The organism is Enterococcus ratti (assembly GCF_001886195.1).
Taxonomy (GTDB): domain Bacteria; phylum Bacillota; class Bacilli; order Lactobacillales; family Enterococcaceae; genus Enterococcus_B; species Enterococcus_B ratti.
The window spans coordinates 1-21,644 of sequence record NZ_JXLB01000029.1; the positions used below are offsets into that span (position 1 = coordinate 1).

25 protein-coding genes, 1 tRNA gene and 2 pseudogenes are annotated in these 21,644 nt (G+C 32.4%); 19 read left to right on the plus strand and 9 right to left on the minus strand.

Translation table 11 applies throughout. From position 1 onward, the window contains the following. Positions 1-21: 21 nt before the first annotated feature. Complete coding sequence (locus tag RV14_RS12930; RefSeq protein WP_071856221.1) at positions 22-225, minus strand: hypothetical protein; 204 nt, start codon at positions 223-225, stop codon at positions 22-24. Between the two features lie 529 nt (positions 226-754). Between RV14_RS12930 and RV14_RS10570 the strand changes: the two genes are divergently transcribed. Both RV14_RS10570 and RV14_RS10575 read left to right on the plus strand, forming a co-directional pair. Beyond that, on the plus strand, positions 755-1,399 hold the full coding sequence (locus tag RV14_RS10570; RefSeq protein WP_071856222.1) for an immunoglobulin-like domain-containing protein: 645 nt from the start codon (positions 755-757) through the stop codon (positions 1,397-1,399). Positions 1,400-1,785: 386 nt separating this feature from the next. Further along, positions 1,786-2,550, plus strand: coding sequence for a cell envelope integrity TolA family protein (locus RV14_RS10575; protein WP_071856223.1), 765 nt, complete (start codon positions 1,786-1,788; stop codon positions 2,548-2,550). 188 nt (positions 2,551-2,738) lie between these two features. Here the strand turns inward: RV14_RS10575 and RV14_RS12300 are convergent, their stop codons facing one another. Continuing rightward, a complete protein-coding gene (locus RV14_RS12300; protein WP_167359858.1) occupies positions 2,739-2,888 on the minus strand; it encodes a hypothetical protein in 150 nt (49 codons plus the stop codon). 444 nt (positions 2,889-3,332) lie between these two features. On the opposite strand from RV14_RS12300, the gene RV14_RS10580 reads away from it, so the two are divergent. Then, the gene (locus tag RV14_RS10580; RefSeq protein WP_071856224.1) at positions 3,333-3,551 is read left to right on the plus strand and encodes a hypothetical protein; all 219 of its coding nucleotides are present in this window, start codon (positions 3,333-3,335) and stop codon (positions 3,549-3,551) included. Positions 3,552-4,159: 608 nt separating this feature from the next. Here the strand turns inward: RV14_RS10580 and RV14_RS10585 are convergent. Then, on the minus strand, positions 4,160-5,962 hold the full coding sequence (locus RV14_RS10585; protein WP_071856225.1) for a glycerophosphoryl diester phosphodiesterase membrane domain-containing protein: 1,803 nt from the start codon (positions 5,960-5,962) through the stop codon (positions 4,160-4,162). Between the two features lie 93 nt (positions 5,963-6,055). Beyond that, positions 6,056-6,652, minus strand: coding sequence for a TVP38/TMEM64 family protein (locus tag RV14_RS10590; RefSeq protein WP_071856226.1), 597 nt, complete (start codon positions 6,650-6,652; stop codon positions 6,056-6,058). 895 nt (positions 6,653-7,547) lie between these two features. Between RV14_RS10590 and RV14_RS10595 the strand changes: the two genes are divergently transcribed. Both RV14_RS10595 and RV14_RS10600 read left to right on the plus strand, forming a co-directional pair. Further along, entirely contained in the window at positions 7,548-8,114 is a 567-nt protein-coding gene (locus RV14_RS10595) for a TetR/AcrR family transcriptional regulator (RefSeq protein WP_071856227.1), read from the plus strand. Between the two features lie 193 nt (positions 8,115-8,307). Continuing rightward, a tRNA-Ser gene (locus RV14_RS10600) sits at positions 8,308-8,395 on the plus strand. Between the two features lie 105 nt (positions 8,396-8,500). On the opposite strand, the gene RV14_RS10605 is transcribed toward RV14_RS10600, so the two are convergent. From RV14_RS10605 to RV14_RS10620, 5 genes and pseudogenes are all read right to left on the minus strand, one after another. Further along, a complete protein-coding gene (locus RV14_RS10605) occupies positions 8,501-9,649 on the minus strand; it encodes a site-specific integrase (protein ID WP_071856228.1) in 1,149 nt (382 codons plus the stop codon). Between the two features lie 99 nt (positions 9,650-9,748). Continuing rightward, entirely contained in the window at positions 9,749-10,336 is a 588-nt protein-coding gene (locus RV14_RS10610; protein WP_369887114.1) for an NINE protein, read from the minus strand. 153 nt (positions 10,337-10,489) lie between these two features. Then, positions 10,490-10,666: pseudogene (locus RV14_RS13080) on the minus strand (NINE protein); the annotation flags it as partial. A 29-nt stretch (positions 10,667-10,695) separates the two neighbouring features. Next, positions 10,696-11,118 carry an ImmA/IrrE family metallo-endopeptidase gene (locus RV14_RS10615; RefSeq protein ID WP_071856230.1) on the minus strand — a complete coding sequence of 141 codons (423 nt, stop codon included), beginning with the start codon at positions 11,116-11,118 and terminating at the stop codon, positions 10,696-10,698. Positions 11,119-11,134: 16 nt separating this feature from the next. Then, on the minus strand, positions 11,135-11,554 hold the full coding sequence (locus RV14_RS10620; protein WP_071856231.1) for a helix-turn-helix domain-containing protein: 420 nt from the start codon (positions 11,552-11,554) through the stop codon (positions 11,135-11,137). A 291-nt stretch (positions 11,555-11,845) separates the two neighbouring features. Here RV14_RS10620 and RV14_RS10625 point away from each other — a divergent pair, with 291 nt between their 5' ends. The 14 genes and pseudogenes from RV14_RS10625 (at position 11,846) to RV14_RS10685 (ending at position 21,575) form a co-directional block, all read left to right on the plus strand. Next, entirely contained in the window at positions 11,846-12,040 is a 195-nt protein-coding gene (locus RV14_RS10625) for a hypothetical protein (protein WP_071856232.1), read from the plus strand. A gap of 12 nt (positions 12,041-12,052) precedes the next feature. Continuing rightward, positions 12,053-12,808: an antA/AntB antirepressor family protein gene (locus RV14_RS10630; protein ID WP_071856233.1), complete on the plus strand. Its 756-nt coding sequence runs from the start codon at positions 12,053-12,055 to the stop codon at positions 12,806-12,808. A gap of 23 nt (positions 12,809-12,831) precedes the next feature. Continuing rightward, entirely contained in the window at positions 12,832-13,092 is a 261-nt protein-coding gene (locus RV14_RS10635; protein ID WP_071856234.1) for a MerR family transcriptional regulator, read from the plus strand. A gap of 49 nt (positions 13,093-13,141) precedes the next feature. After that, positions 13,142-13,318, plus strand: coding sequence for a hypothetical protein (locus RV14_RS12305; RefSeq protein WP_167359859.1), 177 nt, complete (start codon positions 13,142-13,144; stop codon positions 13,316-13,318). A 60-nt stretch (positions 13,319-13,378) separates the two neighbouring features. After that, positions 13,379-13,696 carry a hypothetical protein gene (locus RV14_RS10640; protein WP_071856235.1) on the plus strand — a complete coding sequence of 106 codons (318 nt, stop codon included), beginning with the start codon at positions 13,379-13,381 and terminating at the stop codon, positions 13,694-13,696. After that, a complete protein-coding gene (locus RV14_RS10645) occupies positions 13,629-14,108 on the plus strand; it encodes a siphovirus Gp157 family protein (protein WP_071856236.1) in 480 nt (159 codons plus the stop codon). The genes RV14_RS10640 and RV14_RS10645 overlap by 68 nt, the downstream gene beginning before the upstream one ends. 20 nt (positions 14,109-14,128) lie before the next feature. Then, positions 14,129-14,920 carry an AAA family ATPase gene (locus RV14_RS10650; RefSeq protein WP_071856237.1) on the plus strand — a complete coding sequence of 264 codons (792 nt, stop codon included), beginning with the start codon at positions 14,129-14,131 and terminating at the stop codon, positions 14,918-14,920. A gap of 18 nt (positions 14,921-14,938) precedes the next feature. Further along, positions 14,939-15,472 carry a hypothetical protein gene (locus tag RV14_RS10655; RefSeq protein ID WP_071856238.1) on the plus strand — a complete coding sequence of 178 codons (534 nt, stop codon included), beginning with the start codon at positions 14,939-14,941 and terminating at the stop codon, positions 15,470-15,472. A 19-nt stretch (positions 15,473-15,491) separates the two neighbouring features. Continuing rightward, positions 15,492-16,313 carry a bifunctional DNA primase/polymerase gene (locus RV14_RS10660; protein WP_174544649.1) on the plus strand — a complete coding sequence of 274 codons (822 nt, stop codon included), beginning with the start codon at positions 15,492-15,494 and terminating at the stop codon, positions 16,311-16,313. 328 nt (positions 16,314-16,641) lie between these two features. After that, positions 16,642-16,797, plus strand: a pseudogene (locus RV14_RS10665) (phage tail protein); the annotation flags it as partial. 9 nt (positions 16,798-16,806) lie between these two features. Continuing rightward, on the plus strand, positions 16,807-19,053 hold the full coding sequence (locus tag RV14_RS10670) for a phage tail spike protein (protein ID WP_071856240.1): 2,247 nt from the start codon (positions 16,807-16,809) through the stop codon (positions 19,051-19,053). A gap of 14 nt (positions 19,054-19,067) precedes the next feature. After that, positions 19,068-21,065 (plus strand): coiled-coil domain-containing protein, encoded by a 1,998-nt coding sequence (locus RV14_RS10675; protein WP_071856241.1) that lies wholly within the window; start codon positions 19,068-19,070, stop codon positions 21,063-21,065. A 54-nt stretch (positions 21,066-21,119) separates the two neighbouring features. Continuing rightward, entirely contained in the window at positions 21,120-21,362 is a 243-nt protein-coding gene (locus RV14_RS10680; protein ID WP_071856242.1) for a hemolysin XhlA family protein, read from the plus strand. Positions 21,363-21,377: 15 nt separating this feature from the next. Continuing rightward, entirely contained in the window at positions 21,378-21,575 is a 198-nt protein-coding gene (locus RV14_RS10685; RefSeq protein WP_071856243.1) for a phage holin, read from the plus strand. Positions 21,576-21,644 lie beyond the last annotated feature (69 nt).

Sequence of the window (21,644 nt, forward strand, 5' to 3'; positions counted from 1 at the left end):
CGGTGTTAAGGGCTTATAGCCCTAGTGTAAACCACCCTTTTGAAGGGTGATTATGATTTGCTCTCCTATATAGTTTTCTAGCTGATTCATTGATCTTTTCTTCACTTCGGGAGAAAGATGGACATAGACTTGTGTAGTAGAAACGTCTTTATGTATTAAAAAAACTTTGATATCTTCTAAAAGTATTCCTGCTTGCTTAGTTTTAGCAGCAAAAGTATGTGGCATAAATTCATGAGAGACACATTAATGGGGATGTTTTTTATGTGTAGGTTCCTTTATTATTTTGCAAAATTACATAAAAATAATTAATTGAACCAATGAAAAATGAAGAATAGTAATTTAGTTACTCCAGTTTGGTAGTTTGTTGTGATGACAAAAAATTAACTTTTGTTGATAATATTTAGGATATTTTTTAAAAAAAGTGAAATGTGACTAGAAATAGCGTACTAGAAAAGACAATATTTATTTGACCAGTAGATGAAATTTTATTAGATAAAATGTGTAATTATACATAAAATAAATGAGTTAAATTTAAGTCTATTACTCTTTAGATAGCAAGAATAAAAATAGTTGTCTTCATCGTAGCCTTCTAGTAAACAAATGATTTAGTGATTTCATAATGCTGGCTAGGAATTTTTCGCCTCTAATTTATTGTTATTTTAACACTGAAATTAATTTCTTTATAAAACAAGAAAAACGAAATTATTTATGCGAATATAATAAAATTATTCTTATGAAGGGAGCTGAATAAATTATGATGAAAAGAAAAATTATTTTGTCCGCATTGTTATTAAGTGTTTCCGTGGGAAGTTCTACTATCAGTTATGCTGCAACTGGTTCTGAAAAGAACAGTATAGTATCAGTAGAGCGTGCGTCAATTCAAACCAAAAAATATTTTTGGACGGATATGTATGCAGAAGGAAAAGTATTTAATAATCAATTTCAAAATGTCGGATTGCTTATAGATGGTAAATTACAAAAAACAGCTGAAGTCAAAAGTGATGGCACGTTTAAGATCCCTACAAGAGGATTAGGGTTAACCTCTGCAGATAAAAGTTTCGAAATTGTGGGGATTTATAAAGAAGGTAGCTTCGGAGAAAAAACGAATCATAAAGTATATCCTAAATTTAATAAGGACTATCAAATGACTGTAGCTTCTTATAAATTAGGTGAAAGTAAAATTTATGGCACGAATGAAGCTGGAATTGATACTGTGGCGTTAAGAGTCAACAATAAAGTGATAAGAAAAGCAGCAACAGTAATTGAAGCAAACGGACAAGAAACCTATTCTCTTTTTGCAAAAGATAAGGTTTTGAAGAAAACAGATAGAGTTGAAATTGTAGGGTATGACAGTTCAGGAAATACGCGGTCTGTTTTAACTGTTAAAGTCAACAATTAGTGATGCTATAATATAGGTATCAAAGAAGAACATGTATTTATGATAGCACAAAAACCAATCCTATTCGTAATAGGATTGGTTTTTTACTTTTAGATGTTATTTTATAAAGTATATTGGAAGTTCTTGTATGTATCGATCAATACTTTTAGTAGGATTTTCATTATTTTATATATTTAATTTATAATTTTTGTTATGTAATGTTATTTATAAATCAAGGTGTTGTTAATTTAAAAAATATATGTCTTTTGAGTTTATTTTAAAATAATTAAATAAAAAATGCCATTTTCTATCTTTTTGGTAATACTTCAAAATGTTATATTTCTTTAATAAGGAAATACTTTCTATTATTGATGAGGAGAAAATCTATTTTGTATTTGGAGGATATAATGGAAACTTTTTTAATGTTAGTCTGTTTAATTATTTTATGTTGGGGGATAAGGAGATGGAAAAAGTCTTTGTTTAAAAGAACAAAGTCAAAAAAGAAACTTATTCTTTTAATCTCTGTATTTTTATTAGTTGGTTGTGGTTCACTGATTCGTCCAACTGCTAATAATTCGACACGTTCAAAGGAAATAACACAGGTTAAAAAAAGAACAAAAGAAAAAGAAGCAAAGCGCCAAGCAAAAGAAAAAGTAAAACAAGAAAAAGAGGAAAAACGTCAAGCAAAAGAAAAAGTAAAACAAGAAAAAGAAGCAAAACGTCGAGCAAAAGAAAAAGCAAAACAAGAAAAAGAAGCAAAACGCCAAGCAGAAATTAATCAGAAAATCGTAGAAGCTACGGCAGTTTTAGAAAAAGCCGAATCAACTTTAACTAGGGAAAACTATTATGCAGCAGCAGCTTTGATTCAAGCGCTTCCCAATAAAGACTCCAATTTGGCTAGTCGTCTAGCGACAGTAGATGCAACAATCAAAGTAAATGAAGCAGCGGAAGCTAAGCGAGTTGCACAGAAACAGCAAGCAGCGGAATCGGCACAAAGCAATTCACAAGTTCAAGTACAAAATAATGAGCAAATCGTGTATGTTGCGCCAGCACATGGGAAAAAATACCATTTTAACCCAAATTGTTCTGGACTGAATAATGCAGATTCTGTGGCAGCGCTCACTTTACAAGAAGCCCAAATACAAGGGTATACGGCTTGTAAACGTGGATGAAATAAATGAAATGAATAACAAAGCAACCATCATGCATAGAATGATGGCCAATAAGTAAGCTTAAGTGTTAAATTTATAAAGATGACTTAACACAAAAACAAAAGACGTTTGCCAGTTTTCCTGCGCAAACGTCTTTTAGTTATTTTTGGATTCCGAGTTTCTTGCTAACATTAAAAATGATTCACTCCTTATTTGGATTCATTTAATGCTCGGACTGCTTGCTCAATTGTAATACCGAAAGCGACATTTTTTTCATTGGCTGCATTGATTGCCATAAATTGGTTGGTTGCTGTATCAAATGCTACTCGATATTTAATATTAGTTTTTGTAAATGTCATTTATTTCACCTCTTTTTACTAATGAAAGTATAAGTTGGAATTTTCTACTAAGTTTTCCTATCTATCCATGGTTAGTTTAGCATCCTTCATTTTTTTAAGCAATTAATTGATCATCTGAACTGATGAGTTAGTCTTCTGTTAATCCGATGAGTAAACCAATAGTTAAAAAAATAAAAACAATCACTTGAATAATAATCATAAAAATCCTCCTTTATTTATTATTTTAGAGATTTATAAGAAAATAACACGAACAAAGACAAAAGATCTTCAAACAATTTTGTCATTTAAAAATTACAGAAAAATAAACAATATAGTTATGTATCTGTTTAGACAGTTGACACTAAAATCCTGGTTTTTTAATAAAAAATGAAAAAAAATGCTATAATTCGTTTTTATTTGTTATTATAAAATAAAGCGATGTGAAATAAAGGAGGGGATTTTAAAATGTTAGAATTAGAAATTGGTAAATCATACATATGCAAACCAATCGGTACTAATTATGAAGTCATCGGTTGTATCGAACGCACATATACGAATACTGCTGTTATTTTTGTGGAACGTTATGATCAAAGAGATCGCTTTGTCGTTTACGATAGTAAATTTCGCCTATTAGTAAAGTTAAATGAAATTTATGCCGAAGCAGAAGCTGCTTTAGTTTCTTAAACAGCTTTTTTGAGAAATTTCGTAAACTTCACTATAATGAAATTAATAGAGAAGGGAGCGAAAAACCATGCAAAAAAGAAAAACTTCAGGAAAAATGGGGATTGTTTTAGCGGTTATTTCTGCTGTTCCGGCAATAGTAGCAGTCGTTCGTGCAGTTAAGAGTGCGAGAACTAAATAAAGAAGGTTTATGTTATAGAAAAAACACTTGAAATGATAAAGGTAACGCCCTTACAAACGTTATATTTTTTGATCTAACTTTTGTGAGGCGTTTCAAAAAGCCTAGTCATTTCAAGTGTTTTTTTAAATAATAGCTTAGAATAAATGGTCCCTAATTTTTTCTTTAAAAGTCATGTTGGAAATGAAAAATCAGTTTTAAAAATAAAGCCGCATTCACAAAAACTTAATAAATTATTCTCGCCAAATTTGACTTATTTCTTGAAAGTGTTCACATCACAGCTTCGTTGGTGCGTCCTTTTTATAGTTCAAATTGATTTAAGGTATATGATAAAAACAATAAATTGATTTTTGCTGGATTATTTATTCACTCACTAAAGAATAGTTAATAGAGGAGGTTAAAAAGATGCATCTTTTTTATTGAAAGTTTTTTTCTATCCTACTCCTAAAACAAAATTCAACAATTTATCAGAATAAGTAATCTCGCCATCTATTTCTTTGATCTCTGCATTTAAGACACGCATTTCATCAGTAATAATGCCATCGACGCCGTAAAATATCATTCGGCTAATATCATCTGAATGATTGACCGTCCATACATAAACTTTTTTGCCATCTTGATGAGCAGAATCAATGAAATTACGATTGATCGTACTGTATTCCATTGCTAAAAAATCAGCCGGTATAACGGGCGGTCCAACGATATTAAAAGGGAGAATATAGCCGACATAAAACTTGGGATTTGCTTTTTTTAAGTCGACGACTGTTTGATAAGTAAGACTTTGTAACATATGATGATTAGATAAAATGGTTTGTTCGTATTTCTTGACAAAACGTTCAACGATATCTCTTGAATCTTTTTTTGAATTTTTAATTTCAATTAAAAGTTTTTGACGTAATTCCTTTGCTTTTTTTAAATAAGAATCTAGTGAAACTATTGGTTCTTTCGCACCGTTTTCTGTTATTGTTAATGTTTCTAATTCTTTTAAAGAAAGATCTTGAGGGGTTTTATTCACTCCTGTTAATTGTTTTAAGTTAAAATCATGCATGACAACGAATTGACCATCTTTGGTTTCTTGCACATCCATTTCTACATAATCGGGATGATAAGTTCGACTTGTTTTTTCTAAAGCAGCCAAAGTATTTTGTACACTGTTGCGAGCACTGACTCCTCGATGTGAAATTGTGATGGGCTTCATTTGTGAGGCTGAAGTTAGATAATCCAAATTGTACAAGCAAACTCCTATTCCGAAAAAAACAGCGCATAAAATAAACCCATTTTTTTTCAGAGATGAAAAGCGTTGATTTGGTGGCTCTAGCCGAAACCAATTCGGAAAATCGGGTAAAAAGCCTTCATCATCCATAAAGTCAATAATGATGTAGAAGATGCCTACGGTTGACATTACAACATTGAATAAAAGGATGCATTGCAAAATAGTCATCGCAAAAACAGCACTGATCAATGAATAATCAGGAAATAATCGTTCAACAAACGCTTGAGAAATAATCACGAACATGTAGCCGATAAAAGAGATGAGTAAAATGCTTCCTCCAATAATGATGAATTGTCCGAGAATAGAAAAAAAACGTGTTTTTGTTAAATACCAGCTCTCTCTAACAGCTTGTTTAAAAGGACGATCCCGCAAAATCATTTCCGGCAGAGCGAAAATAAGACGAATTCCAATATAAGCTAAAAATGCATACAAGAAAATAAAGGAACTCACTACGATCCAACGATTGGCAAAAATGAAATCCATGATGAATGCTGGGATTTTAATTTTAGAAAGTAAATCAGAATTAAAATTTAAGCCACTGATGGGTAAAATAAGCAGAAAATAAGCTAAGAAAAAAAGAAACGTTAACGGGCGTATTTTTTTTAACTGACGTATCGTTGCTTGCAATAGTTGTTTTAACGAGATGGGTTTTTGTTTTTTGATAAAGTAAACACTAATTAATAAAAAAGTAAACTCAAAATACACTAGTAACAATATCATTAGTAAAACAGCCATTAAGGACAAAAAGACATTGGGATGTTTAGAAATAACTGTTGAAATATTCTCACTAGACAAATAGTCGATAGCTCCTCGTCTTAAAATAAACCGTGTCGTACTTTTTAGCACAGGCAAACAAATAAATAAAATAAATCCATGCATGATCAAAACATCACGAAAATATGCTTGAGTTCCTTTAAGAAAGTCCCAAGCATTTCCTAAACTTCTCTTTAAATAAACTAACATTTCATCACCTACCATAAAAATTATAACGTAAAAAAACAAAATAAGCGGACATATTACACACATATCTTGGCGTAATCCGCTCACTTATTTTTATTATCCTAATAAACTACTTAAGAAATTTCCACCGTAAATTAAAGCCATGCTGTATAAAAAGATGGATAACGGCTTTGCTAGTAAAATAATCCAAGTGAATTTTCTAACAGAAATATTGGTTAGGCCAGCCATTAAGCAAAGCGCATCATCTGGTGCAACAGGTAAAAAAATTGCTAAAGCAAATAGTTTGTCAAAACGGCGTTGATTATCAAGCCAGCCAATATATCTATTATAAGTTTTATCGCTAATCATAGATAAAATAAATGGTTTTCCATAGCGGCGACCAAGTAAAAAGATAATGATTGAACCGATACAAATACCGACATAGTTATAAATAAATCCTACATAAGGTCCAAAGATTAAAACGCCGGCTGCTGTACTTATTCCACCAGGGATGATTGGAATGACTACTTGCAATATTTGGATAAAGATAAAAATGATAGGACCTAAAATAGTCGATGCGCCCACTAATTCTCTCAAAGAATCTAAATCTTTAAATACACCTAAGTTAATGAAATAAATAGTCAGTGCAATCGATACCCCTAAACCGATGATTGAGATAAAATTAATCAATTTTCGTGATGCAGCGATGTTCATTATTTTCAACTCCTTCGAGACCTTGTTTTATGGTATATAATGTACTTCATAAATTGCATGTTATACCATTTTTTTAAATGACGATAAGCGAACGATTCTGTAAGCTATGGTTAGTATAAATAAAAAAACACTTGGTAGCATCCAACTAAAGATGTATTTAAGAAAATTATAGCCTTAACTTAGGTGTCTGTCTATTGCACATCTTTTTATTTTATGTAAAATATTAGCTGAAAAGAAGAAAAAATAAATAAAGTGAAAGAAAGTTCATAAAAAGAAATGAATAGAAGAAAAAAGCAAGGAAAGGGGAATAAATGGCAGGTTTTATGTTTAGAAGAGTCTGCGTTTAAAAAAACATAAAGATTGGGAAGAAAGTCAGTTTAAAAACTAGCATCTATTTTTAGTTAAGCGATTTCTTGATCGTTTTGTGCAGCATACCAGCTTCATTTCTGTGAAAAAGAATGACTGATTGTTTGCTTATGAGCAATTTAGTTTAAAGTTACTCATCATGGAGAACTAAAAATTTTAGATAAATGAATATAGAGAAACAGATTTTTTTAAGAGATAAATAAAAATTAGCTAAAAATAGTTTTTTTTATAACTGTTCTCCTATCTGAAAAGTAATATAAATAACTATGCTTTTATTCATAAATTCTTGATTACTTGAAAGATTTCATTCACTGTAACAAGTAAGAAAATTTAGAAGGTCTATTTAAATCAATTTTTGTAAGGGCAAACATTTTTCTTTATTATTTTTAAATAATAAGATTTTTTTGTTAAAAATAAATAAGAAAAAAATTTAAAATATAACGTTTTGAGTAAATTATTTGCAAAACAGCATGAATATCGGTTACAATAAAACAACATATATTGCAGTAAGAAGTGGGGGAGTTTTAAAATGAGAAGGAAAGTCTATACTAAAGATCAAATTCTAAAAGCTGCTTATGAAGTTGTTGCAAAGGAAGGCTTTAAAGGTTTCACTGCAAGAAATATCGCTAAAAAAATGGGGATATCAACACAACCCATTTATTTAGAGTTTAAAAACATGGAAGATCTTAAGAATACTTTATTAGATTCTATCTTTGAACAACTTAAAGAAACTGTTTTTCCAGTCGAACGTACAGGAGATAAAATTATTGATTTAGGTTTGAATTATATTTATTTTGCCAAAAAGCATCATAGTCTTTATATGGCGCTATACATTGACGAACACGGAGATGGTCAAAAGATGCACGATTTTTCTTATAACTATTTTCGTGAAATTGTAAAAGAAGATTCGCGCTATAATCAACTATCTGATGAATATATTGATGCTTTACACACTGGAACGTGGGTAGCAGTAACAGGGATTGCCTCTTTGATGTCTTCAAACATCATGCGTCCAACAGAAGAACAAATTATCTCGTTCATTAAACGAACGATTGATTCAATTCTTGCTTTAGAAAATCCTGAAACGATTCGATAATCATTTTGTAAAACAACACAAGGTTCATTTAAATGCTCTTTCTTTCGTTTACTTTCTACAGGCGATTTCTAATAGGAAGGAGAAATGATTCTTGTGTTTTTTTTGCTTTTTATAGCTAAAATAGGCTGATTTTTAATTTTTATTGGTAAATAGACTTGACTTTTCGTTAAAAAAGTTTAAGAATGATACTCATGGAAGGTTGGCAGAGTGGTAATGCACCGGACTCGAAATCCGGCGAACCGGCTAATACCGGCGCGCAGGTTCAAATCCTGTACCTTCCTTATATAACATTTCATAATAGAGGCGAAAACATTGATATACAGGCATTTGCTTGCAATATTTTCGCCTCTATTTTTTGTTTGAATACGTCTTTGAATACGTTCTGCTTAAATACCGATATATTTTGCGAATTGTGCTGCTGTTTTTTCTTTTCGTTTGTCTGTAATGTGGATATATAGATCCATAGTGATTTGAATAGACGAGTGGCCTAAACGTTCTTGTACGTCCTTAATATTTGCACCAGCTTCTAAAAGTAAACTAGCATGTGTATGTCTAAGACCATGAACAGTAATACGTTTAAGATTATTTTGTTTGATAATCACTTCTAACCATTTACGAGGCTTAGATAATTGGAAATATTCGTTTTTCTGGTTAGAAAATACCAGTTGATTTTTGCTTAACGTATTAATTCCCAATGTTAACAACCATTTTCTTTGTTCTAATCGCCATTTCTTCAAGATGTTTATAGTTTCATCATCGACTGGTATATCTCGCTTAGAATTTTTGGTTTTAGGTTGCTCTACATAAAGACGTCTATTTTTTCCTCTGGCGAGAGTTTTATTTATCTTGATATAATTATCGTTAAAATCAATATCTTTCCATGTGAGAGCTAAGAGCTCTCCTACGCGCATCCCTGTGAAGGATAGTGTCCGAAAAAAAGAATACATACGAATATCTTTTTTCTTTTCTACTGATTTCAAAAAAATTTCTAGTTCTTCTTTACTAAAAAAGTTTAAAGTATCTTCTTCATGAACAGAGACCTTTCTTTTCGGAACTGTGATTTTTTTAAAAGGATTATCTTGTAGATATCCTAATTTAATAGCATAATCACATATACGCGAAGCATTATTGATGAATTCTCTATACAACACAAATTTTTTTACCTTTTCATTAGCGAACTTTTGAGCTATATCAATCGATATTTTGTTGATTTTAAGAGCACCAAATGCTGGTAATATATGATTCGCAAACTGTTCTTTTGTTTTAACGAAAGAACTTTCTTTTACTGTTTGCTCATAATTTACGATCCATAGATCGTATACTTCTTGAAAAGTTAACTCTTTAGACTTATTTAGACCATTACTTTCGTATTCCAATTGTAATTTGGTCAGCGCTAATTGAGCTTCTTTTTTTGTTTTAAAACCTCTTCGTGTAGTTCTCACTTGTTTGCCAGTCAAGGGATCTACTCCCAAATAAGTTTGAAACTTCCACAATTTTTCACCGTTTTTCTTTTTGTATTGTTCGAATGTTGCCATTTTTTCATCCTTTCGCTCGGGTAAGTGTTCGGACTAAAATAGCTGGCATCACCTCCTTAGTTATACGATCTTACTTTGGACAGTGGTCGTGTTTTTATTTTATCTTCTTATTAAATAATTGTTATCTGTAGGTGTTAACAGTGCTTTTATACCTTCATATAAACCTAGGAAAAAAGTAATACTTGTCCAACTAAAGACAAAATATAATAAACCTCTTTTAAATTTTTGTGCATAAAACCATTGAATTCCCAACGTTCCTAAAAATATTGCTAATAGTGAAAATATGAATTTATTTACTAAAATCTCATTTTTCTCTTCAATAGATGAGGTATTTTGAATAATTGTGTCATCAATATTTTCTGATTCTAACACACTATCTCTTTCTTCTGTCATAGATTCTTTTCGTTCTAAATACTTACTTACATCAACTTTAATATAAAAATTTCCATATCCTTCTTTTATAGTTGTTTCAATTTCTGAAGGTTCATTTAAGATTACACCAGAATTTCTTGGTAAATATCCTATTTTTCCACTTCTATTTATTTTTGCATTTTTAGGAGTTGGATGATTAGAATAAACAGCTATGGCCTTAGGATCATATTCATTATCAGGTTCAGGAACAAGAACCAATTCTAAATCGTGATATTGATAGCCATACGTATCCCACGTTTCGCCTCTATCTTTCAATACATTCCTTAAAATTCGTTCTGCGTCAGTATATTGAGTGCCAACTACTTCTAAAATTTTCTTGCTACTTTGTTGATTGTTTTGATTATCATTTTTTATATTAGAGTTGAGGGATTTTTTATTTACATCAATAGATGAAAGAGGATTAACTCCGAAGGTAGTCTTATTGTAAACTTTATTATATGCAGCTTTTTTTGGGTCTTTAATCCATCCAGTGCCTTTTTTACCGTAACCAGGAATTACTGCTTTTTTCACAGCTCTTTTTGCTTTCCCAGTAGTTCTAGCGCTGATAGATTTTTTTATACTCGGTTTTCGTGGTCCTATTTTCATATAGCATTCTCCTTACATTGTATTATAATTCACAAGTAACGATCGAATTCATCTGGTAATCCAAAGCAGACGAGCTTTTCATATTTTGTCATATGATCAAAGCCGTCTAAAGTTGGATCAATAGTTAGATGAGTTGCGAAATAGTTTGCCTCTTTTTCAATTTTTAATTCGGATACTAGCGTTTTTTTAGACAACATAGGTGTGTTTTCATTTGAATGTAAAACACAGTGGCCTAATTCATGACTACAAGTTATCCATTTTCCCATTTCATCTAAATTAGAATTTATGTGGATCATTTTTATTTGTTTTAATTTACTATAGTAACCATAAATTTCTCCTAAATCTTCTTCTAAAACTAGTATCTTCAATTCTCGTGCAATTCTAAAAGGGTTGCGTGTTTGGTATAGTTTTACCAGTTTATTAATTTTTTTATCAATTTGAGGTAAATACATAAATATCGCACTCCTTTTAATCGCGATATTTTTTAGGTGTATATTTTTTCTTAGCTTCTATCTTAGCTATCCGCAATGCATTCTCTAAAGAAATAATGAGAGCTTCACGTGTAGCTTCGCTCATTTCACCATCCTTCTTCGAAAAAGCCATTCCATCAGCATTAGATAAATCATCAATCAATGACTGCAATTCTTTTTGAATATCACGTTCGTCTTTTTCCGTTAAATCGTAGTACCTTTTTTTCTCAGTTCTTCCCAATAGATAATCAACAGATACATTAAAGTAATCGGCTACTTTTTGTAAATCTCTTGCTTTGGGTTCGCTTGTTTTCCAGCGATAGAATAAATTTTCACTAAAACCTAAATCGATTGCTACTTTTGACAAACTAACTTTTTGACTTTGTGCTAATTTTTTTATCCTCTCGAATATCGTCATATTAAGGTTCCTTTCGTTTTGAGCAAAAACTTTATACGTTTTGTAATATTTTTGTTGACAAATTATACAAAACGTAATAAAGTAATACTCGTAAGATAAATGGTCAGAAAAAAAGCAAACTAAAAACACACCTTATGGCATTAAGTTTGGCGACCGAGTGCAAAATAAAGGCTTTATTTTAGGCTTATTTAACTGTGGCTTCATTCTATACGAACGTATAAAATAAGTCAATGTTTTTATATGAAAAATCTGACCTTTTATCTTATTGAAAAATAAAAACGAGGTGAAAATATGCCTGACTCAAATGTTGGTAGAGAAAAAGTTCTTCAATATTTAAAAGAAAATAATATTCAAAAAATCGATTTGGCTGTTTTGTATGGGATCCCTAAACAAGATATCAGTAATTATCTAGAAGGAAAATTGGTTGATACTCCAAAAGCAAAACAGTTGCTTGTCAAAATTATTGCGGATTTCAAAATCAGATAGGGAGGAAAACGAATGAAAGAACTAATCAAAGTAACAACAAATAAGGAGAATGAGCAGTTAGTAAACGGCAGAGAATTGCATGAGTTTTTGGAGGTGGCTACAGAATATAAAAAATGGTTTAGTCGTATGGCAGAATATGGTTTTGTTGAAAATATAGATTTCATAAGGGTGACCCAAAAATGTCCGACCCCTGGAGGAATTCAGAATATTACTGACCATGCAATGAAATTGGACATGGCAAAAGAAATTTCAATGATTCAACGAACAGAAAAAGGAAAACAAGCGCGTCAATATTTTATTCAAGTAGAAAAAGAATATAAACAACAGTTGCTTGATACTTCAAAACTAAGTCCAGAACTCCAAATGTTCCAAGGAATATTTAACGCAGTAGCTAAGCAAGAGTTAGAGACAAAACGTTTAGCAACACAAATGGAGAATATTACTGAAATTGTGGCATTGAATACAACTGACTGGCGTAGAGAATGTCGAAAACTCGTAAATAAAATGGCGGAAACTCAAGGCGGATACGGTGCTTATCAAGAAATTCAAACAGCGATATATGAAGAAGTTGATCGTAGAGCTGGTTCCTCTCTCAAAACTAGATTAACCAATTTACGTAACCGTATGGCTGGCGAAGGTGCTTCAAAATCCAAGCGAGATAAGACAAATAAATTGGATGTAATCGAAAGTGATAAAAGGTTAAAAGAAATTTATTTATCTGTAGTCAAGGATTTCGCTATTAAGTATGGAGTTTGGAAAGAAAAATAAAATTTGATAGGAGGTTCAGGATTATGGAAGTAATCTTAACGCCTGAAAATGAGGCAGCACTTCGGAGCTACATCCATGAAATCATAACTGATGAAATTGCAAAAGCAAGAAGAGATGCCTCAGTAGATAAACGTGTATTAAAGCAAATAGAGATAGCGAAATACTTCGGAGTATCAACTACAACTATTCGTAAGTGGGAAGATAAAGGACTTCCATTCGGACGTATAGGCGATCAAAAATTTTACGACAAAGAAAAATGCAGAGCATGGGTTCTAGCACAATAAAATATCGGGTAAGTGTTCGGACATAATAACAGCAAAGAAGGGGAAAGACATGGGCAAGTTTAATCGAGCATTGGTATTTAGCGCACCACTCATTATTTATGCTTTAGGTCTTTGGGGAAGCAGACAAGCGTTGATAGGAACGATCGTTTACATGGTTTGGATTTTTATGGGGCTTGATGAAGCTGAGTATGGAGCGAAAAAAAGACACGAGCGCCGACAAGCATGATCGTGTCAATAGAAATAAGCTATCTTTCTACATTTTACCACAGAAGGGAATGAACCGTAAATGCTAATTGCAACAGATACATTAGATCGTATCTTTTTAAAAGACGAATACAAACTGCGCAATATAGATGCATCAGGAATTTTAGTATTTGATCTTTATGACAATGGAAAAATTGGTATCTATCAAGCAAGTGATATTGAAGAAACAAACCTTGCTTTCGAGCAAATTGATGATTCTGTGGAATTGGATTTAGATGAGGCAATCCTAGCTTTTGAACAAATTGCAAAATTATTAAAGGAGGCACAAAAGAATGACAACTCTTTACCAACTCAGCGAGTCATATATCAAAGTCCTGGAACTGGCAGAACAATTGGATGAAGAAATTCTTCGCGATACTCTCGATTCGATTAATGAAGCGATCGAGTATAAGGCAGAAAACTTAGCAAAAATAGTTAAAGAAGTAGAAGGGAAAGCTGTTCTTATAGATAACGAAATTAAACGACTGCAAGAGCGCAAGACAACGCTTTTGAACAACGTGAAAAACATCAAACACTATTTACAAGAGGAAATGGAAAAGACTGGTAAAACGAAGATTAAAGGTGAATTATTCAACATTGGAATTCAAAATAATCCAATATCTGTCAACGTACTCAATGAGAACTTAATTCCAAAAGAATTTTTTACCCCTATACCTCCAAAATTAGATAAAAAGAAATTGAAGGAAGAACTGAAGCAGGGAGAGATTTCGGGTGCAGAACTCGTTCAAACAAAAGGTTTGAGGATAAGATGATCTATAAAGGAGGAGAATAAATGTTTCAATTACCTGAAAATAAACCGCAGATACCCAAAGATACCCCAAGAAACTACTTTATATGGGGAGAAACAATGAGCGGTAAATCATTCTTAGCCAGCGAATTTCCAAGCCCTTTAATACTAAATACAGATGGTAACGCAGAAGCAAATAGCGTGCCTTCTATTCAAATTCGAAATATTCGTGATAAAACTGGAAAGATAGTGAGAGGTGTTCCAGAACAAATCGGGGAAATTATCTTAGCTTTACAGACACAGAATCACACTTACAAAACAGTAGTACTAGATGTGATCGATGACATCATAGAAATGATCAAGCAGTATGTTCAAGTTTCTCATGGCGTTAAATCGTTAGGAGAAATTCCATTTGGAAAAGGATATGACGAGTTTAACGGATTACTTACAGAAATGGTCATTGATCTAAAGACATTGCCAATGAACGTCATCTACATTTCTAGACAAGTCGAAAAGATGGAGAACAACGCTACGTTTGATATTCCTTCATTAAAAACAAAATATGTCAACTTGATCAACGGAAATAGCGATTTAAATATACAAACAAAAAAATTAGGGAACAAATATATTCGCAGAGTTGAAGCTCGTCGAAAAGCTTATACAAGAGAGCACGTGAATGACCCGCAAATTTTAACTATCTTAGATACGATTACAGGCGTTTTTGATCGTACACAGCGAGTAAATCGCACGGAACAGGACAAAATCGCTCAAAATATTACAAAGCAGCAAGAGAATCGATTTGAAGAAAAAGAAGAGGAAACTAAAAATTTATTATAAAAAAGGGAGTATAAAAAAATGTCATTACTAGATTTAGCAAAAGAAATTAAAAACAACTTTGATCCAGCTACAGATAAGGTGAATAGCGGAGGAGACAAAATTCCGGCAGGAGTATATGACGCAGTCATTGCCAATGTTGAATTTCAAAATTACGACAGTGGTTGGGAAAATATCGTTGTTACCACAGAAATCACGACTGGAGAATTATCTGGTCGTAAAGAATTAGTAAGTTTTTCTTTTATTGAAGAATGGAAAGGAAAAGAAATTCCACGTTTTGTACAGGAACGCAATATGAAATTGGCTCAAAAATTGGCTTTTATTGGGGAGTATGCATTTAAAGAAACAGACTTTCAAGATACTTACTCTGTTGCATTGGCGTTAAAAAATATTATTGGAACACAATTACTTTTAACCATTAAAGAACGAAAAAATAAAAAGGATCCAGAAAATCCATTTCGTGAGTATGAAGTAGATGCTTACCCAAAAGCTCCTAATTTTGCACCTGAAGAAAAGCGAAACGATTTTCCTTCTGATGAAGACATGCCATTTTAAGGAGACGTAAGAGATGCAAATGATGGAAGCGGCGCTTAATTATGCAAAGTTGGGCTTTTCAGTCATTCCAATGAAAGAGAAGACGCCTCTTATCAAATTTGCTGATTGTCCACCTTTAACAGAAGAAGAGATACACAAGTATTGGACGATGTATCCTTTTGCCAATATCGCAGTCAAAACGGATAAATTCTTTGTGATTGATATTGACCGTCATTCTGGAGGAGATGACGGCTTCAAATCAATTGCGCTGTACGAACATCCTGAACAATTTAAACAAACTATGTTTCAAAAAACGCCGAACGGTGGGGAACAGCTCTTTTATTTTAAAAAAGATGGCTTTCCCAAAAACCAAGCAATTAGTTGGCTTCCTGGTGTAGATGTAAAAGCTCATCACAACAATTATGTTATGGTTCCACCTTCACAAACAAGTAAAGGCTTTTATGAGTGGTGTGTCGTTGAAAAAGGTAATGAAGTGTTGACACCAACATCTATCGTAACAGCCGATTCAGAACTAATCAAAGCTGTTTCTAAGAGGGAAGAAAATCATGCGTTTAAACGGCCTAATTTCAAGCCCAATTTCGGTTATAAAAATAAAACAACTGAACTGTTTGAGACAGTTGCGGAAGGTTTTGGCTCTAAAAATAGCGGGCGTAATGACCGTCTCGCTAAATTTGTGGGTGGCTTATTACTAAGAGGTGTTGAAGAAGAACGAGTAAGATCACTCTCTTATACGACAAATCAAAACAGTATCGATCCTTTACCACAAAAGGAAGTAGAAGCTACCGTAAACAGTATTATAAAAAAACATTATCGAGAGAAGGGGGCTGTTTCAAATCACTAGAGAAAAACCTGCTATTGATTTAACGCCCTATCAAAAACAAAAAGAAATGGAACAAAAACGAGATGATGCCTATCAAAATTGGTGGTTCATTGATCGACTAAAGACGATGTATGACGGCTACGATGGCGATCGAGTCATTGAAATTCGTTTTATTGATCCTAGACGTTTCACTGTACAGCAACGAAACTTCATCTATGCATTGATTTTGGTTAAACGCAATTTAGGCGATTTAAATAATCAAGATTTACAAAAAATTACGGAACAAGCTATGGTCCTAGAAAACACAATGGGCGCTGATATGGATGAAACGTTACGTGGTGTAAATGGTTTAATGCTTTGCTACGAAGAGCAATCGGACGGAGATATTTTAGATAGGTCCAACAAAATGAAGACCATGCAATATCCGACATTACAAGTGGATATTAACCATTTTAATTGCACTGATTTGAGCAAAATACAAATTTATCGTAATGGATTAAGATAGGTGAAATAGATGATCGATAATTTAATAACTATTTATGATAAAAATGACGCGAATAATTTAACTGAACATTTATATGATACACAAGGATTAGGTGCTTTATCAGATTGGTTAACAGCTACTGTTAGTAATAAATTAAACGGAGCTGAGATATTTCAGGGTACTTATCCAATAAACGGAACTAATGTAGACTTGATTATAGAAGGGCGTATTATCCAGTGCTATGTAGATGAAAATAGAGCAAAACAGCGTCTACGGATTTATTATGCAAAGACTTCTGTAATAGGGAATACGATAGAAGTGAAAGCTGAACCTATTTTTAATGATATAAGAAAATCGGTGTTGAATAAATATGACAGCGGAACAGAAAAAATCAATGCTAGGCAGGCATGGCAAAACGCAAAAGTTTTAGCTAAACCAGCTATACCATCGCAGTTTTCTTTCTCATCATTAGTAGATACACTTGCTAATGTGAAAATAGAAAAGGCGAATTTTTTAGAATTTTTTGGTGGAAAAGAGGGATCTATTCTAGATCGATTTCATGGTGAATTTCTAAAAGATAATAACACGTTACGTCATGAAAAAAGACTAGGTACGGATCATAAAATTAAAGTGATTTATACTAAAAACTTAACTGGTCTTGACTTAGAGATAGATGCTCAAAGTGTTTTAGTTGGAGTTTATCCTTTCATTAGCAGTTCTTCAGAAGGAGAAGACGAGATCACTCTACCAGAAGAAATCATTTTCACAGATTACGCTGATGATTATCATTCTGGATATGTTTCTTTTGTTGATTTCAAAGATAAAGCGACTGATGTATCAACGTTAAGGAAAGTCGCTAAAGAATGGCTGAAAAAAAACATAGATAAACAAAAACCACAAATAAGTGGTTCGATTGAGTTAGTACCACTAAGGCATCAAAGAGGTTATGAAAAATTTGTTGATCTAGAGAAAATTTCGATGGGTGACGGAGTAGATGTGTATCATCCACAGTTAAAAGTGAATATATCAGCAAGAATCGTGGAATATACGTTTAATGTTTTAACCAACTCATACGATAAATTAGTTGTAGGAAACGTCAAAACAAACTTCTTAGAAAATACGGAGAATAATGTAAGCAATTTGATTAATGATGCCATTGATCAATTAAAAAATGGTGGTGAAATCAGTGATTTAATCAATGATATTGTAGATCATCAAACTGATATGATTACTGGTCAAGATGGCGGTTATGTTTTATTAGATCCTAAAAAAGCGCCTAGTAGAATTTTGATTATGGACACGCCGGACAAAAATACTGCACGAAATGTTTTGCAAATTAACAATGCTGGAATTGGTTTCTCTAAAACAGGCGTTAATGGAACGTATGATACTGCATGGACGTTAGATGGCGTATTTAACGCTAGTTTTATTACGTCTGGTGTGTTAAAAGCAATTACTATTGAAGGGGCAACTATTACAGGTGGTAGCATGACTAGTCAAGGAACTGATTTTACTACAGAAATCGAAAATGGCGAGATTTCTTGGAAAAGAAACAGCGATGGCGTTGTATATTTTAAACAAAAACCAGACAATTTTATCAGTTCAAATAAAACAACGTCAAATATTAGATTTCAACTGTTAGATAAAGCGCAAGGCTTTAGCGTTAGCAAAGGCGAGGCAAGTTTTCCAGCGTATTCCTTTGATTTTACTGATACTACTTTTGGTGTCAATACGTCTACATCATTTAATTTGATGGCAGGTAGTAGAAGTGACGGTACTAGCATACCAGAAAATAGAGCTAATGTTAATGGTTTTCATAATATCGGAGTAGAACTATCTCATAAGTATAATGGCAAGTTAACGATAGCTAACGTTCGGTCGACTGGTTTTAGTGTTGCTGGTGGTACTAAAAATGCCAGCGTTTCTACAGAACACTATGGTCAAAGACTATTAAATGCCTACGAAACACCAGAGAATTATTTTGCTGATTATGGGGAAGCTTTAGTAGGAAAAGATTGTATTGTTAATGTGCCAATTGATCCTATTTATGCAGAAACAGTAACGCTTTGTTTGTATCATGTATTCTTAACACCTAATAAATTATGTAAATTTGCAGTAACAGAAACTACACCAGATTATTTTACAATTGAAACTGATACACCTAATGTATTGTTTTCTTGGAATTTAGTAGCGCATAGAAAGGGCTTTGAGCATCAACGTCTAGAACTTGATGATCATGATTATAATGTACACGAATACGATCAAAATGAATTTTAGAAGGAGGTATATAAATGGCTAGCAGTTTATATAATTTGGCTTTAGATTTCAGCAAAGAATTAAACTACACTAAAGCTATTATGGCTCGTCAAGGGGATAAAGGGATTACAGTGACTGTAAAACCATTTTTAAATGGCTTGCAGATGGATACGAGTGGCGGAACATTTACTTTAAAAGGAACAACGCCATCTAACCGTTATGTAGATAGTGTTGCAACTAGTGTAACTAGTGAAGAAGTCACATTTTCTCTTGATGGAACATTTATGAGTGAAGCAGGATACTATAAACACTGCTATGTAGAATATAGAAAAGACGATCAAATTTTAACGACGCAAGATATCATTTTTTTCTCACTAGGAGTGTCTGACATTTCGCAAGGCCAAGCCGATGAATATGTTTCGCAATTAGAAGAATTGATTCGAAAGTATAATGAAACTTTTGATGCTTTTATGGCTGAAATTAAAGGTAGAGTGGATAGCTTAAATCAACAGATTACTGATTTAACTGGTCAAGCCAAAACACTACAAGACAAGTTAGATGCTCTGAAAGAAGAAATTTCTAAATTAGGTAACTTGCAAGTGATGTACAGTAACAGCATCGACTTCGGGGGCTATGATTATTCGGGGAATCCTAATTTGCTAAGAAAAATAACTAGTGATTATTTTATAACAAAAGATAATGTAGTAATTACCAATGAAAATAAAGGTATAAAACTAACTTTTCGAAAAACAGGATTTGGTTGTGAAACAGATAACATCACACAAATTAAACCAAAAAAAACATATACACTTTCCGCTAAAATAACAATAAATGATGATTTTGTAGGAGACCCTTCAAAAATTCGTCTAACTTATAGAAAATTTCCAGGGGGCAATATTTTGCTGAGAATAAACTTAGCAGATGTTTTAGTAGGAGAATCAAAAATTTTTTCTGTTACTGGCAGCGTCCAAAATATGGATCAAGTAGAACGTACTTATTTGCGTTTAGATAGTAGTTCTCAAATTGTTGATGGATCAATCAATATAGAATATATCAAGCTAGAAGAATCTTCAATAGCTACGCCATACCAACCAAATTTAATAGACTATCCTTATTATATTGGAAAAAATAAGCTAGGAGAAAATATTGCTGATACTAGAATTAAATTTCCTATAAAAACAAATAACTATCTTATCTATGATGGAATTATGCTAAAAGATTTAATTGTTGGCCAAACATATACAATTACAATAAAAGGAACGAAGCCACCAACACAAAAATTTAGTGTGTATAATTCTGGAACTTATTTATATGGTAATGCGGAATTAGTTGAAGGATTAACTGATGTTTGGACGTTAACTTTTACTCCTGAACAAGTTCTTAATGAAGAACCCAATAAATTATGTATATATCAAATACCGAAAGTAACTTCTGGAATGTGTACGTTAGATTGGCTGAAAATCGAAAAAGGGAAAAAAAGAACGCCTAACATAAAAGAGTATAAATATCGTGGAATCAGTATACGAGATTCAAACAATCCAAAAAATTATGTGTGGGATTTAGCACCAAAATATGTAGAAGAAAATCTAGCGACTGATGATAAATTAAATCAAATAACTAATAATGCTAACAAATACACAGATAATAAAGTTGCAGATACAAATACAAATATTACAAAAATTGCAGATAGTTTAACAAACAAAATTGATACAAATAAAATTATTGCTGAAAAATATACAGACGATAAATTTTTAGAAAGTAAATATTATGCTTCGCGAAATAATCGATCTATAAAAGGATCAAACAACAACCAATTTACAATGATTGGACGTTTGCCTGATTGGGCTATTCCAAGTCACAAACAATATAATTCTTGTATGATACGAACTAAAAACGGAATGGAGAATGCTTCATTTGATATTCAAGGTAGAAAACCATCTGCAAATACAGATATCGGAACTATTACTATAGGATTGGGATGGAGAAATCGGACTTCTTGGGCTTCAGGCTATTGTGTCTATAGAGTAGATTAGATTTTCTATAGAGTACTTAAGTTTAAATATTTTTTATGAAAGAAGGATAGCTCATTGAAAGATGAAACGATACAAGATGTAGTAGAGCGCTTAGTGCGTATTGAAACGAAACTGGATAATTACGAATCATTACGCGAAAAAGCGGAAAGTGCAAAAGATAGAGCGGATCAGGCATATTCTATTGCGCTTAATAATGCAGAAGATATCAAAGAAATTAAATCTAATAATAAATGGTCGTGGGGTTATATGATTGGTTTAGGCATTACGATCATTGGCTATTTCTTGACTAAATTGTAAAGGAGGTGAGAAGAAATGATTTTACCAGATAAATATTATCAAATAATCAAATGGGCGGTACTCACTGTATTACCAGCTGCTTCTGTATTAGTAGCTACGTTGGGCAAGGCATATGGATGGCAAGAAACAGATATGACTGTTTTAACGATTAATGCAGTAGCAACATTTTTAGGTGTTGTAACTGGTGTGTCTGCATATAATTTGAAAAAATAGGAGGAACCAGATGAAAAAGAAAATCTTTGCAGGAGCTATTGCAGCTCTTTTTTTGTTGCCTATAAATGT